General features: G+C 38.5%; 11 protein-coding genes and 5 pseudogenes. 4 read left to right on the plus strand and 12 right to left on the minus strand.

What is annotated here, in order from left to right:
• Positions 1-24 precede the first annotated feature (24 nt).
• From AXX12_RS15835 to pdxR, 5 genes and pseudogenes are all read right to left on the minus strand, one after another.
• The gene (locus tag AXX12_RS15835) at positions 25-342 is read right to left on the minus strand and encodes a hypothetical protein (protein WP_066244858.1); all 318 of its coding nucleotides are present in this window, start codon (positions 340-342) and stop codon (positions 25-27) included.
• A 21-nt stretch (positions 343-363) separates the two neighbouring features.
• Entirely contained in the window at positions 364-609 is a 246-nt protein-coding gene (locus AXX12_RS15840) for a DUF1871 family protein (protein WP_066244859.1), read from the minus strand.
• A 201-nt stretch (positions 610-810) separates the two neighbouring features.
• Positions 811-990: pseudogene (locus AXX12_RS18905) on the minus strand (DUF255 domain-containing protein); the annotation flags it as partial.
• 454 nt (positions 991-1444) lie between these two features.
• A complete protein-coding gene (locus tag AXX12_RS15845; protein ID WP_066244861.1) occupies positions 1445-2137 on the minus strand; it encodes a YjjG family noncanonical pyrimidine nucleotidase in 693 nt (230 codons plus the stop codon).
• 117 nt (positions 2138-2254) lie between these two features.
• Positions 2255-3652 (minus strand): MocR-like pyridoxine biosynthesis transcription factor PdxR, encoded by a 1398-nt coding sequence (pdxR, locus tag AXX12_RS15850; protein ID WP_066244862.1) that lies wholly within the window; start codon positions 3650-3652, stop codon positions 2255-2257.
• A 188-nt stretch (positions 3653-3840) separates the two neighbouring features.
• Between pdxR and AXX12_RS15855 the strand changes: the two genes are divergently transcribed.
• On the plus strand, positions 3841-4218 hold the full coding sequence (locus AXX12_RS15855; RefSeq protein ID WP_066244864.1) for an FMN-binding protein: 378 nt from the start codon (positions 3841-3843) through the stop codon (positions 4216-4218).
• 519 nt (positions 4219-4737) lie between these two features.
• Here the strand turns inward: AXX12_RS15855 and AXX12_RS20225 are convergent.
• The 4 genes and pseudogenes from AXX12_RS20225 to AXX12_RS15870 all read right to left on the minus strand — a co-directional run.
• Positions 4738-5174: pseudogene (locus tag AXX12_RS20225) on the minus strand (GNAT family N-acetyltransferase).
• 102 nt (positions 5175-5276) lie between these two features.
• A complete protein-coding gene (locus AXX12_RS19675) occupies positions 5277-5651 on the minus strand; it encodes a pentapeptide repeat-containing protein (RefSeq protein ID WP_197470757.1) in 375 nt (124 codons plus the stop codon).
• Positions 5634-5717 (minus strand): annotated as a pseudogene (locus AXX12_RS20265) (pentapeptide repeat-containing protein); the annotation flags it as partial. The gene AXX12_RS19675 and the pseudogene AXX12_RS20265, both read right to left, overlap by 18 nt.
• A 761-nt stretch (positions 5718-6478) precedes the next feature.
• Positions 6479-6826: pseudogene (locus tag AXX12_RS15870) on the minus strand (TetR-like C-terminal domain-containing protein); the annotation flags it as partial.
• Positions 6827-6936: 110 nt separating this feature from the next.
• Between AXX12_RS15870 and AXX12_RS15875 the strand changes: the two are divergent.
• Positions 6937-8124 (plus strand): MFS transporter, encoded by a 1188-nt coding sequence (locus AXX12_RS15875; RefSeq protein WP_066244866.1) that lies wholly within the window; start codon positions 6937-6939, stop codon positions 8122-8124.
• Between the two features lie 671 nt (positions 8125-8795).
• Here AXX12_RS15875 and AXX12_RS15880 read toward each other — a convergent pair.
• Both AXX12_RS15880 and AXX12_RS15885 read right to left on the minus strand, forming a co-directional pair.
• Positions 8796-9410, minus strand: coding sequence for a dienelactone hydrolase family protein (locus tag AXX12_RS15880; protein WP_066244868.1), 615 nt, complete (start codon positions 9408-9410; stop codon positions 8796-8798).
• 147 nt (positions 9411-9557) lie between these two features.
• Complete coding sequence (locus AXX12_RS15885) at positions 9558-10655, minus strand: efflux RND transporter periplasmic adaptor subunit (RefSeq protein WP_197470758.1); 1098 nt, start codon at positions 10653-10655, stop codon at positions 9558-9560.
• A gap of 171 nt (positions 10656-10826) precedes the next feature.
• Between AXX12_RS15885 and AXX12_RS20080 the strand changes: the two genes are divergently transcribed.
• Positions 10827-11468 carry a M23 family metallopeptidase gene (locus AXX12_RS20080; protein WP_066244872.1) on the plus strand — a complete coding sequence of 214 codons (642 nt, stop codon included), beginning with the start codon at positions 10827-10829 and terminating at the stop codon, positions 11466-11468.
• 641 nt (positions 11469-12109) lie between these two features.
• A pseudogene (locus AXX12_RS15895) lies at positions 12110-12446 on the plus strand (winged helix-turn-helix transcriptional regulator).
• 583 nt (positions 12447-13029) lie between these two features.
• Here the strand turns inward: AXX12_RS15895 and AXX12_RS15900 are convergent.
• Positions 13030-14463 carry a multicopper oxidase domain-containing protein gene (locus AXX12_RS15900; protein ID WP_066244874.1) on the minus strand — a complete coding sequence of 478 codons (1434 nt, stop codon included), beginning with the start codon at positions 14461-14463 and terminating at the stop codon, positions 13030-13032.
• Between the last annotated feature and the right edge of the window lie 51 nt (positions 14464-14514).

Consider the following 14514-nt stretch of genomic DNA (forward strand, 5'->3'; position numbering starts at 1 on the left):
TGTCATGTGCAGCACTCCATATTACTAAAATTCGTCGAAATTCACTTTATTCTCTATCTTGTAACTATTACCAACTTTTAATTCAATTAACTGAATTACTTGAGCCAATTGGCTTAAAAATTCTTTTTTCTTTACTTCGTCCGCAAACCCTTTATATCTAAACTCAATCTTATTATCAATAAAAAGACTTTCATATGTACTTTGAACCTCATTTAGCAGTTCTTCAATTGCTTTTTCACCTTTCAATTCATCAATTAAATCATTCTTTATTAGTTCACCTTGTTCATTATACACCCACATTGGATAACATTTATAATCCAAAAGCATCTTAATTTTTTTCACTTTTTACTCCTCCGCTTTAACTCATTTTTCTAATGCCATTATTTTTTTCGCAATAATGGCGCAATCCTCAACGCTCTTTTTAAATAGTTCCTTACCACATGTCTCCAGAAAAATATCATAAATTATTTGAGCTACTTCAAACTCATTAGAAATATCATTTATGATATTTCTAATCATTTTAATTTCCAATTCATATTCATCATCTGGCGCATGTGACATTAAGTCTATAGGGTCCCATTCATTTATTATTTCAGTTAATCTATCCAAACAAGACTAACCTCCTTTGGATGAAGTGATGTCTATTTAGCAACTAGTTTTATTTAGGATTAGCACAATCTTGCCGTTACCCTCAATCTACCATTTTTATAAACATTAGCCAACTATACAAATAATCCTGCAAATATAAAAACCAGCATGCAAATGCTGGCGATATCCATATAAACTATTATATATTTAGTTCCACGAGCCGACATGGCACCAGTGACATGTACTATAGCCGACACTCAAAAACACAGGTTTATTTTCAGACCTCGCCTTCGCAAACGCCTCTTCACCCCACGGATACCAATCCACGGGATTATAGGCATGCTGAAGCAAATAGGGCGATTTTTCATGTATCAGGCGATTGGGGTTACGGTTTTGCTCCATGTCCATCACCTTTCCAAACGTACGTGCTTATATTATAGCCAAAAACCGGCCTCACCATGAAAGATGATTGGCCGGTTAATTTGGAAACAAACTTATTTAATTCAACAAATAAGCCCCCGAGGGCTGGGGAGGGTATATTCATTAGGAAAAACTAAATTTGGCCAAACCATCAATAAATGATTCCTTTAGATTATAATCATATACCTAATATTCCATTACATGCCATTCCGAAAGATAAGGAATAACAATTGGCATCAGGGCTAAGTCCATAAATGACTGGCCTTCCAGCTCATCAATTTACTTCTATAACATGCGACGCTATATAACCCAATCTAAAAATAGACATTAGACAATAATTTGCCTAATGTCTATTCCTTCACCATCGATTAGAACTATTATTTAGATCACCCAGAACCCCTGGAGGCATTTCCATCAATAATGGTTCCCATTATGCTCATTTTATAGGGGTGCAGATGTCATATAATTCCACTAAACTTGTGACCGTGTATGTACTTTGAATTTCTGCAGAGCATTTTTGTGACTTTGTGTTAATCCAGCACGTATCAATTCCTGACAGAAGGCCACCTTTTATATCTGTATTTAATGAATCCCCGATAATAAGTGCTTCCTTTATATTAAAATCTTTAATATGACTCATCACGTAATCGAAAAATTCTTTTGATGGCTTTTGAAATCCAATGCTTTGAGAATCAAAGATGTCTTCAAAAAATTCATATAAGCCTGACTGCTTCAATCGCTTTATCTGAGTTTTGGTTATACCATTAGTGATAACAAACAGTCTATGGGATACAGATAAGCTCTGACACACTTCTAAAGCGCCTTCCATATGCTGACATCCATTGCCCAAAAGTTCTCTATACAGATTTTCCCATTCAATTCCATCCACAACTTTTCCCAGTCTTAACATAGTTTCTGAAAATCTTGAGTTTAGCACATCATCTAATACAATATTTCCATTTTCATAATCAGCCCATAGTTGTTTGTTGACGGAATTATATACTCGAAACAACTCATCCGAAAAAGTATATTCGTGTTGCTGAAACAATTTGTTTAACGAATCAGTTTCATTAGCGCCGAAATCTAACAATGTATCATCTAAATCAAATAGAAGTATTTTATAACTCATTTTTTCTCCCCTAAAATATCAATATGAGTATAAACTAAAGTATTTACTAGAAATCGAGACCTATGGTGCGTTCGGGAGAACTCGAACCACCGACCAAAGCATAAAAAGGAATCCATGTTACAAATTCCAGGCTTGCGACAATAGCTCAATCCCCTTTTCCAACTCATCAGGATTCATCCTACCGAATCCAAGCATTACTCTCGTGGGATAATAATTCTTGCATTGATAAGTATCGGAGAGTGGTAACATTCGGACATTTTTCTCCCAAGCACGACTAATAAGATCCTTTTCATCAAGAAAACCATTGGCTAACTCTAAAACAACATGGAGACCTGCCCCTTGCCCTAAAATCTTAACTTGATCGCCAAAATGACGATCAATGGATTGAATGAGTGCATCGTGTTTCTTTTTATACATTGTTCGCATCTTCCGCAGATGTCGTTCCCAATATCCTTGCCTCATAAATTTATATAGTGCTCTTTGTTCTAATAATGAAACCGTAGCTGCGTAATTACGGAATAGCTTGTTATATATACTAAGCAAGCGATATGGCAAAACCATATAGCTTGCTCGTAGAGCGGGAGATAGAACTTTGGAGAAAGTACCTACATATATTATGTCTCCTTCGGGATGTAATCCTTGTAGGGCAGGAATGGGTTTTCCGTGATACCTGAGTTCGCTATCATAGTCGTCTTCAATAATTACTCCCCCAACGTTTTCTGCCCAATTAATTAGCCTTAGCCGGTTTTCCACCGGCATAACATTTCCTAATGGGAATTGATGGGATGGAGTAACATGTATAACAGTGCTATTGGTTTTCTTTAAATAGTCCAAGCTTATGCCGTCTGAATTTACCGGAATGGGATTGAGGAGAAATGAATAATTTTGAAAAACGGATCTTGGAATCCAGTGACCAGGGTCTTCGAACGCAAATGCTGAGTGATTACCTAGCAATATTTGAGCTAGGATGGACATACTATCTTGTAGACCACAACAAACGACAATTTGCTCAGGATCGCAAGAAACACCGCGAAACCGCTCCAGATATCGCTGAATCTCATAGCGCAGATCAAATTCCCCTTGGGGATCGCAATATAGTGTAAACTGTTCAGGATTTTCCTGTAGACAATTCGTTAAGAGTTTACTCCAAATCTTACCAGGAAAGCTTTCTGGCGAAAGACAAGCTGGATGAAAATCAAACGAAAATGTCTTCCCATCTCCAAAAGCTGGTTCTATGAGAGTAGCTGTTTTTCGACAAGGGCGAGAAATATATTCTTGGTCTAGAAGTGAAACATAGTATCCACTTCGCGGTCTACTGTATATAAAACCCTCAGTATATAATTGTTCATAAGCATACTCCACTGTATTGCGGCTTACAGATAGTTCAACAGATAAATTCCTGATGGATGGAAGCTTAGTGTTTGGAATCAGTTTTCCTGATAAGATTTGATTTTTAATCTGATTATAAATTTTAACATGTAACGGCCGACGATCTTTGCAATCCAAAATAAACATCAAATCACCAACAAACATCTTTAATTCAGGAGCTTGCTATCGTCATTATAACTATGCGTAATAAGCAGTGTCAAGGTTAGTCGCCTAAACTGACCCCATACTATTTCTCAAATCTGTCTCTACTGTCAGGGTCAGTTTTTATATATACTATATCTTACCTGATATTCTAAATGAAAGGACGTATTATTGTGCTAAACGAAAAATTATTGGCGATTCTTTCTCATCCTGTAGATGGATGCGTTTCTATTGTAACTACCGGTGTCGATGGTCCTCATCTAGTTAATACCTGGAATAGCTATATCGAAGTAACTCCTAATGACAAGCTCCTTATTCCAGCTGCCGGCTTTGTAAAAACCGAAAGAAACCTTTCAACTCACAACGAAGCAATCCTTTCCATTGCCAACAGAGAAGTTGAGGGCTACAAAGGGACCGGAACAGGTTTTATCGTGAAAGGAGGCACTCGTTTTATAAAATCCGGTGAAGACTTTGATCGTATGAAGGAAAAATTCTCATGGATTCGCGCTGTCTTGGAGATAACGGTGACATCTGCAAAACAAATGCTTTAACATAAAGCTGGATCTTTCCATATAAATATTCTAGAATATAATTTCTAAAATTAATATGTAAAAGAAGAATATGATATACAGGTAGTACAAATTAAAGGATATCTGCGCACTTGCGCGGATATCTTTTTTGACCTTAAGCTTTATGCAAGGCCACGAATTTCATAACTCTTTAAATTATTACTTTTATGGACATGACATCACTGTCACTTAAAAAAATATTTACAAATCTTGAAGAGCCAGCAAATCCAAGCCCTGTAAGGCTCTATCGCCTCTTCTATTACATGTCATCTAATGTTCCATTACATGCCATGCAAAATCTGTTAGAACCATATGGTATCTAACTTTGTAAGTCCTTAAATTCACTTCCATAACATGCCAAGAAGCATAAATAGACATTAGTCAATAATTTTGACCAATGTCTATTTATAGCGTGAATCAGAATTACCCAGTACCTCTGGAAACAACTAAAAGTAAGTCTAATGGGAAAATATATAACCTATCCTAACGTATCGTTGAATATCAACATTTTAGTTTCTTTTTAAATCCCTTATGTGTAATAGGACTATATCCTACAGATTCATAAAAATTACAAGCATCAATTCTATTAGTTTCTGTTACAAGAATAATTTGAGTGCAATTTTTATTAGCAGCGATTTTTTCTAACTCAGAAATCAATGCTTTGCCTACTCCTTATTTCTGTGATCATTGTCAACTATCATGTTTTCCAGAACCATAAATGGTTCGCAACAGCCATATAACTCCTCACAGATAACTCCCATTACGGAACCAATCAGCCGTCCATTGTCAACAGCGCTCAATAATACATGTGTACTGCTTTCGGAAAATTTATTAAACTGATTATACATTGTATCAATACAAGAATCTTCATTCCAGAATTGTTTGTATAATTGTGCTAATTCAGGGATATCATCTGCGACCATTTGACGTATCATCATCCTTACACCTCCAAAAATGCAAAGGGCGGTTCAGTTGGATGTCAGCGGGACGGGGTTGCTGACGCTCTTAGCATTAAATGTTAATAACGCCGTCCCTCACTCCTAATCTTTGATAATCAAGCCAAATAATTTTGAAAAACCAACTGCTTGCTGTGGGGAAACGATACACCCTTGCACATCTTCTATGGTAACACCAATCTGTCTAAACTCACAGCTACTTAAATCAATGCCTGCTAGTTTAGTACCAGATAATTGAATCTGATCTAAACTTGAATTCGAAAAATGCACATGGAGTAGTGTTGATTTATAAAAATCGGCATTAGCTAATGAACTATTATGAAACTTCACCTGTTTGCAATTTACATTACGAAAGGTAGCATAGTCCCCATAGCAGTTATCAAATAGTACATTGCGCAAAGTTGCTCCTAATAGATTAATCCCTAAAATTTTACAATTTTTTATCTCAACTTGATGCATGATAGCTTCATTAAAGTCTACATTTGATAAATCACAATTTACAAAAATAACATTGGTTAATTCTAATCTGCTAAAATTAACTTTTTAAAAAATTACATTTTTAAATATGACCTTATCAAAACACACACGTTCTGTCCTTTGATTCTCAATTATACAATTACTGATTATTCCCATTTCAAAATAATCTTCATTACAAATTCATCTGTCTGAAAATATAACTTCAGCTAATTCTTCCGGAATATCTGGTAATAAAATCTTCAAATGTGTTTGTAGCTTCCTAATCCTAATAACCTCCCCCAGAATATATAAAGAGAGTGTCAGCGAGACGGGGTTACTGACACTGCTCGGCATTGGTTGTCAATAACTCCACGTTTAACTAACATATCATTTATATATTTAACTTGTTCGCTATTAACTACTAGAGCCATAGCTATCGCAATAGTAGCTATGGCTCTAGTTCGATATTTTACTTATTTCCCCTGCAAAAATGTTACTTTTATGGACGTGCCACCAATGTCACTTAAAAAACTGTTTACAAATCTTGAAGAGCCAGCAAAACCAAGCCCTGTAAGGCTCTATCGCCCCTTCTATTACATGTCATCTAATATTCTATTACATGCCATACAAAATCTGTATAAGCCATATATTATCTAACTTTGCAAACTCGTAAATTCACTTCCATAACATGCCACGCTGAAGAATCGAATCTCAAAATAGACATTAGTCAGCACTTTGACTAATGTCTATTTCCTTTACCTGTACCCTTCCCTTTCTGCCTAGAAGTAATTTAACCGACCTATATAAAGTTAAAAACTTAGTCATACAAATTATCTCTTTGACTTAATGCCTTCAAAAACATAGTTTATTAATGCTTCTATAAAAGGTTCATCTAATTTTTCACCTGTTACTAATAATCGATAAAAAAGCGGACCATAAATTAGGTCAATACTCAATTCAATATCCAAGTCTTTCTTCAATTCTCCTCGATGCACCCCACGCTCTAAGATGCGTCGCGAATCAAGTCTTCTAGGGTTAAAATATCTTGATCGATATTCCTCTGCCAACTTTAAATCAAATTGTCCTTCTGCAATTAGCTCATTGATTACTTTTCCTTCTCTGCTAGTTAAAAACCGAGCTAAATTGGTAACTTGAATTACTATATCATTGATAACTGAACGTTCAGTTTACAATAGGTCTATCGAAACCGAACGTTTAGTATTGTATTTAATTACATAATACCATATAAACGTAAAAGAAAAAAATAAACTAAGGACGGGATTGTCATATGAACAACGTACGACCAGAAACTAAGAAAGTTCCAAACTGGATTACATTCCTGTTAGCAATTGCATGTGGGGTTATTGTTGCAAATCTTTATTATGCACAACCTTTAGTTGGCCCTATCAGTGCAGATACCCATCTTCCTCTGGCGTCAGCAGGATTAATCGTAACACTGACCCAAATTGGCTATGTTTTTGGGTTGTTATTTATTGTTCCGCTTAGCGATCTCATTGAAAATCGACGATTAGTTGTGTCAGCATTAGCAGTCGTTATTTGTGCATTAGTTGCAGCACCCCTGGCATATAATGCGCTATTCTTTCTTGTGGCAGCAATGTTTATCGGACTAGGTTCAGTGGCAGCTCAAATATTGGTACCATATGCAGCCCATTTAGCAACAGAAGAGCGGCGAGGTCAAGTAGTAGGTAATGTGATGAGTGGACTACTGCTTGGAATAATGCTTGCCCGGCCGATAGCCAGCTTTATTACTGATCTTTGGGGATGGCGGGCAGTCTTTACTCTATCTGCCGCCATTACTGCAATATTGGCTGGACTGTTGGCTTTAGTTCTTCCTGAGCGTAAACCTTCACCTACCATGAATTATGGTGAATTGCTTAGCTCCTTGTGGTCACTTTTTAAAACAAAGGCTGTTTTACGCCGCCGTTCCTTATATCAAGCTTGTTTATTTGGCGCTTTTAGTCTGTTTTGGACAGTAATACCGTTATGGTTAGCTAGCCATTTCCATTTGTCACAGCAAGGGATTTCCTTATTCGCCCTTGCTGGTGTGGCCGGCGCCATAGCAGCTCCTATCGCGGGAAGATTGGCCGATAAAGGATGGACAAAAATATTGACGGGTGTGACACTTGTAATTGCGGCTCTATCTTTTTTACTTACTCATATATTTGAAGATCATTCAACAATAGCTTTAGCTATGCTAGTCATTGCAGCTATTACGTTAGATATGGCGGTATCCGGCAATCTCGTTCTCGGTCAGCGTGCGATTTATTCACTAGGAAGTGAAATACGTGGGCGCGTAAACGGAGTATTCATGGCTGTTTTCTTTATTGGTGGAGCGATCGGATCGGCATTCGGAGGCTGGGCATATGCTTATGGAGGCTGGATGTTCGCATCAATTTTAGGACTAAGCATGCCAGTTGCAGCATTATTATACTATTTCACGGAAAAAAACAATTAATGTATATTGATAGACACTCTTTTTATTTCCGATTTTTAAGTGAAAAGCCACAACCCCTCAATTTGTCAAGGGCTGTGGCTTTTTCACTATTTTCAACAATACGCATCTCTCTCACTAATCGTAGAAAGAATGTTACTTTTATGAACATGGCACCACTGTCATTTTAAATACTGTTTACAACTTTTGAAAAGCCAGTAAATCCAGTCCCTACATGGCTCTATCACCACTTCTATTACATGTCATTTAATATTCCATTACATGCCATACAGAATCTGTAGAACCCATATGTTATCTAACTTTGCAAACTCTTAAATTCACTTCTATAACATGCCACGCTGAGTTGTTGAACCTCAAAATGGGACTGACTATAAAGAGAAAAACGCAAGCCTATGCACCCAAAAGTGGTGCCAGCTTGCGTTTTTTCATGTCATTACTCTGGAACGGTGGATTATTATTTTCTAAACGCTTATTTTGGGGTCCATAACATGCCGCGCGTACAATCAAATCTTAATATAATATTAGTCAACAACTTGATCAATATTATATTAAAACGCAAATCAAAATCACCTATAACTCCAAGAATCACCCGAAATACTTAATAGGAATATATTAACCTATAAAACATGCTACTCATTGTTAAAATGATCCACACCAGCTCATATTTATCTACGTTATTGCCTTTGTCTATTAATAAAATCAATAGTTTTCCTAATTGTTTCTTCACTTACCTCTGAGCAATAATTACTGGACCATGGATCAGCAAAGCCATGTAATGCATTAACTTGTACTATGCTAATATCTTCTTTGGTTGATAGCTCTTGCGTTAAGCTATTAATGTCAAAAGCCTCTTCCTTCCTCGGAAAGAAGAGTAGAGTAGGACACTTAGGAACGATATCTTTATAATCCCTTATTCGCGAACCGTAGAAACCAACTATTCCATTATACAGACCCTCCCGCTGACTACATAGCCAAGCTAACGTAGCTCCTATACTATAACCAATAATGAAGCGGTACTTATAATCATTTCGAATTTTCAATGACAATTTTTCAACCTGTTGTTGTGCAAAGCTAAATCCTACGTTTTGTATGAAATTCTTGTAAGCAATAACCTCTTCCTCGGGGCTAAACGATTGACTTGGCAATAGCAGGTTCGGACAGATCACATCATTTTTTCCATTCGCGAGCATTTCGCAAATTTTTCTAATATGATTATTAATCCCGTATATTTCATGCAATACAATAATAACAGTATCCGAATTACATTTAAAAACTATAGCGTTATCCATTCAGTTACTCTCCCATTATTTACAAGGTTTTCCATTGTCCATTTGGCCATTGGGTCACTGAAAAGCTTATGTTCAGTCACACGAACAATCTTATCATCAGAATCCTACATCTTACTGGTGAAAGTATTTGCCCGATATAATCTAAATTTACGACGCATCTATAATTGCATAACTCTGTTTTATTTTATCAAGATTGCTCTTTATGACCCGGACTTCTGCTGGCACATTTGATGTAATCTCTGTAAACTCACCTTTCGTTTCACCAATATCCACTTGTTGGCGGACAGCTTTCCCATTATCTGCAATATAAATAAACGTTTGTCCCTGATTATCCTGTAATATTGCGGCGGTCGGGATAACAGGAACTGTCACTGAATCACCAGTGCTGATACGTATGTTAGCAGACATACCCGGTTTTAGTGTATCGGCTGCCTTGCTCGTAAATTTAATATGGACCCAAAAAGCAGAAACTTGGTTCGCCTCAACTGCTGGATAAATTGCGGCCACTTGACCCGTTATTGTTTGACTGGCTACTTCTATTGCAGCCGGAGCACTTAACTGAATACCATATAAATCAGACTGTTCTAATCTAACTACAGCCTCTATTGCTTGACCATTCCCTAAGGCCATTACTTGCTCACCTGCCTGAATCATCTTTCCCGGGGCTCTCGTTAAGCCAATCACTGTACCGTCAATGGGTGACTCAATGGTGACTGTCCGGTTTTCTGCTGTAGTTGTCGCTGATGCCGAGTTCTTGCTGCCAACCGAGCCACCCTGTACTGCTTGCAGTCGACTCTTGGCATTCTCCAGCTGTACACGGGAAATCCCCCCTAGTTCATACAACGCTTGATAACGGTTGTATTCCTCAAGCGCCTTGACATAATTAGACTGTGCTGCTTGAGATGGATTCGCCGCCGTATCACCAGCGGCACCGGGAATCGCCTGCAGCTTAAACAGTGGCTGTCCTGCCTTGACTGATTGTTTCTCTGTTACAAATACATCACTGATACTGCCGGCAAACTCGGCATTCACTGGTATAGTAACTGCGTTTTTTACAGAACCAGCACGGATAATCGTCACCGGCTTATGTATCGTACTAACCGCAGCTGTAGTAACATGAATAGGTGTACGTGAACCCGTAGTAATCGGTAAAAGCTCGCTGCGAACAGCTATAAATATGGCACATGCACATAACAATGCAGCCATTACTATGGGAGCGTATTTTTTTAGAGTATCTTTTGCCACATGAGTCATCTCCAATAATTGTGTAGTTGAGTAGTTAAGTCGTTACTATGTTCTCACTTCACACTTTTTCCGTCAAGTGTTGACATATTGCAGCCATAAGAAGAAAATAGTAAGGTGCATACCTATTGTACCACACCGGCATCGGACTTTTTAAATTTTGAGGTGTTATCCATGACTGCTTGGCACGAAAGAGTTACCAAACAGCTTGCAGGCAGTATTACTACGCCCGCTATTCCTATACCATGGCTTATTTTCTTGGGCTCCTTCCTTATCCTTATCGTAACAGGGCTTCTAGCACATTATCACCGCCCCCTGAGTGCCAACGCTATTGCCACAACATCACTGGCTTCCCGATCTGTGGGCGAGCTTGGGCAACCACAAGCCCAGGCTATAGTGACAACAAGTACAGATATGCCCATAAACACGCCCGCCCTTTGGCCGGCTAGCGGGGCAATTACCTCCGGTTTTGGCTGGCGTAATCCCCCTGTGGAGGACGGTACTGAATTACACCAGGGAGTTGACATTGCCGTAGAAACAGGTACACCTGTCGTAGCAACTGCTAATGGCGTTGTTACAAAGAGCGGCTGGACGGGAGGCTATGGCAATCTTGTACAAATTGATCATGGCAATGGCATGGAGACCCTGTACGGACACAATTCACAGCTGGCTGTCAGTGTCGGCCAGAAGGTAAAAAAAGGTCAGGTTATTGCGTACGTCGGTAGTACCGGCGTTAGTACAGGCCCACATATTCACTATGAGGTAAGAGTAAATGGTACTGCCGTAAATCCCATGAGATTCATGGTTCGTTTTTAAGTTTTTGAGTCTCTTGGTCGAGGATAAACTAGCATTATAACATAGTTAATCCGTCTATATTATGACTATATATAATACTAAAAAGGCCGTACTCACTATTTGAGTACGGCCTTTTTTCCAGCTTCCATTCCAATGGTACGGCAAGATACGAAAACAATAATATCATACTGCATACGCTCTGCAGTCGTTTCCATAACATCGTCGCTTAATGATGTGAAATGGCATATCAATTCCAGTAAAAATTACGTCAGAGGTAATAATTGTAACTTATCCATTACAAATATTACATACCATTAATGTTATTCTAAATTATGTGGAATACGACGCTCAAAATGCTTATATATCAATAATGCGGATAATATCAAAGTTAGCATTTCAGCTATAGGTACAGTTAGCCATATGCCTTTTATACCAAATATCTGCGGCAACATGACAATGCCTATACCTATCCATACAATGCCTTTACTTAAAGCAATTAATGATTACAAATAGCGGTAAAAAAAACTGATGCGACGATATTCAATCCATTTACTATAAATGCGAAAGAGTACAGTTTCGCACCGTAAATAGCAAAGTTAAGAACATGCTCATTATTAGTATCTAAAAAATGGTAACAATAGTTGCTTTTACTGGAGGTTTGAATGAAAAATATTAAACTTTGCCCGATAGAAGAAACGGTCAATCTCATAGGGCATAAATGGAAAGTACTTATCTTAAGAAACTTGTTGAATAAAAGCCCTCAGCGTTTTAGTGATCTTCTCCGGGGCATTAACGGGATAAGCCAGAAAATGCTGACACAGCAACTTCGTCAGATGGAGCAAGATGGTCTTATTTTCTGAAAGATTTATCCAGAAGTTCCACCTAAGGTTGAGTATTCTTTATCTGAACTCGGCTGGAGCCTGCAGCCTAATTAGCATTTGGGGGAAAAACTATTTAGTAACAAAAGGTAGACATCAAAATAATTTTATTGATGATTAATTTTTCTTTAGCTTATATTCCTATTTTTAAAATTTGGTGCAATTAGGTAAGCGTTTTCTAATCATGTCACAGGATATCGCCTTTCTTCTTTTGTAAACGGCTACTGTATAGCTCTTACAGGTAATAACGAATAAGATAAGAACAGGAGATGTGTCATCTACACATCTCTGTCAGCACTCATGTACTATATTTTAATCAAATCAATATTTATACTATATTCCGAATAAATATAAGTGGCTGGAAACCATAGCTTTGAATAAACATCCCCATTGTGTGACATTCCTACTTTATCACTAAATAAGGCATCCGTAAGAAAAACTGCTGGTTTTTATACGGTGATCCCTTTCTCCCGCTAATCGCAAAGACAAAAAAACGACTATTTATCCTTTAGTAGACAAATAGCCGTTCCTATTTGTGTAAAATTCTTGTATGGCAGCGGAGAGTAAACGCACCCTAACCACTGATCAGGTTGGCTAATCTATCGCTGGAATTGGTTACTTTAGCAAATGTGTCATCAATCTGAGGCAAAATCGTTCTCTCCGAATGGCGGCACCGCCTGACGTAACCGGGATAGAGCATAAGGTCACTGATCGCAGTCACCATCATCCCGTACAGGGCAGCCACAGTTACAGTCAGGAGCATCAATTTGCATAAAACAGAGTTGACCGCCGGGGTACAGACATTGATCTTCTGACTCAGGGTTAGCTAAATCCTTAGGAGTAGTCGCCTTATAATCATCATGATTATGCATGATATAAAACTGCGGGAAAAATTGATCAGGGTGCTGTCCGTAATTATAAAAGTTAAAGAGCCTATTATATGGGCCGTTGCCAGTAAACGTTCCTTCTTCAGGTATACTTTGCCAGAGTTGTTGCCCAGAAGCAATTTCGGCCGCTTTTACCTGCTCCATAAGTGAATTAATAATCCCTGCAAAGCCGTGATTGACATATTGGCCATACAACGGTTGTTTGTTATCGGCAGTTATAAGAAGATCATAGCTTTCTCCAGACCCTATAAGTTGAGTAAACGCCATTTGTGAGTTCTTAGATTTCGGATTAGCTGACATGGGATGAGCATCTTTACCGATAATACGGAAATGCCAGCCATGGATATGCCATGGTATGGCCTGATAGCCCATATTAATTAACCGGATAAGAAATCTTTCCCCAGTTTTTACGTGAACGTAGGAATCATACCCTTCCGGAATAGAGTAAGCACCCAAGCTGTCCGGTACTTGCGTAGGCAAAAGAGTGTCAGGAAAGGAACGGCCATTCACTAGCCAAGCGGTTGGTTTGAAATCCGCCGGGCAAAACCTTTTGCCTTCAAGGACATACTGGTGCCATATTTGGTCAATATCGGAAAGCAACAAAACATACTCCTTCTCAAAGAAGGTATGTTTGTTGGCATAGGCAAAATTTCTATTGCTATACCCCTCGGGTATACAGACTCCTTCACAGTGTAAATGTTCCATTGACGGGTAGACGATTAACGCACCGTACATACCCATTTGGACGTGTTCGGCAGCTTCTTGGTGGCAATGATAAAAATACGTGCCTGGATGTTCCGGTACGAAATAATATGTTATAGCCTGGTTAGGATCAACTGAAGGATCTGGCATTGCACATTTAGGCATCATTCCATCATGCATCTGCATGGGAACGCCAAAGGAGGTTTCAGGAACACCATCAAGCTGTGTGGCCACATGTCCGCCATGGATATGAATGGAGTGGACATCGGGAAGATCCGGACGGTACTTCATACCGAGATTAACCAACGTAATAAACAATTGATCTCCACAATCCACATCAATGCGCGGGGAAGGAAAACTGGCTTTACCAAAAAATTGGCCGCCATTTTCAACAGCGAACTCCGGATTTATTATGACTCCATCCTTTTCATATAGACCGCCGGCAAACCCCCAGATATAAAGCTCAGTCCTAGGGCCGCAGGGGTCCGGAGTTAAGGGAAGCATGATCTTATTATCAGTTGCAAACAGATTATATCTCACAATCGCCATTTGATCTACTCCTCTCTCCAAATCATCTGTTTTATCTTTGCGGGAGGATAG

Origin of the sequence: Anaerosporomusa subterranea (assembly GCF_001611555.1) — a bacterium.
In the GTDB taxonomy this organism is placed as follows: domain Bacteria; phylum Bacillota; class Negativicutes; order Sporomusales; family Acetonemataceae; genus Anaerosporomusa; species Anaerosporomusa subterranea.

What these genes read in the sequence shown, in the direction of transcription:
- AXX12_RS15875 (WP_066244866.1), top strand. Translation starts at nt 6,937, where the DNA reads ATGAACAACGTACGACCAGAAACTAAGAAAGTTCCAAACTGGATTACA.
- AXX12_RS19675 (WP_197470757.1), bottom strand. Translation starts at nt 5,651, where the DNA reads ATGCATCAAGTTGAGATAAAAAATTGTAAAATTTTAGGGATTAATCTA.
- pdxR (WP_066244862.1), bottom strand. Translation starts at nt 3,652, where the DNA reads ATGTTTATTTTGGATTGCAAAGATCGTCGGCCGTTACATGTTAAAATT.
- AXX12_RS15900 (WP_066244874.1), bottom strand. Translation starts at nt 14,463, where the DNA reads ATGGCGATTGTGAGATATAATCTGTTTGCAACTGATAATAAGATCATG.
- AXX12_RS15845 (WP_066244861.1), bottom strand. Translation starts at nt 2,137, where the DNA reads ATGAGTTATAAAATACTTCTATTTGATTTAGATGATACATTGTTAGAT.
- AXX12_RS20080 (WP_066244872.1), top strand. Translation starts at nt 10,827, where the DNA reads ATGACTGCTTGGCACGAAAGAGTTACCAAACAGCTTGCAGGCAGTATT.
- AXX12_RS15880 (WP_066244868.1), bottom strand. Translation starts at nt 9,410, where the DNA reads ATGGATAACGCTATAGTTTTTAAATGTAATTCGGATACTGTTATTATT.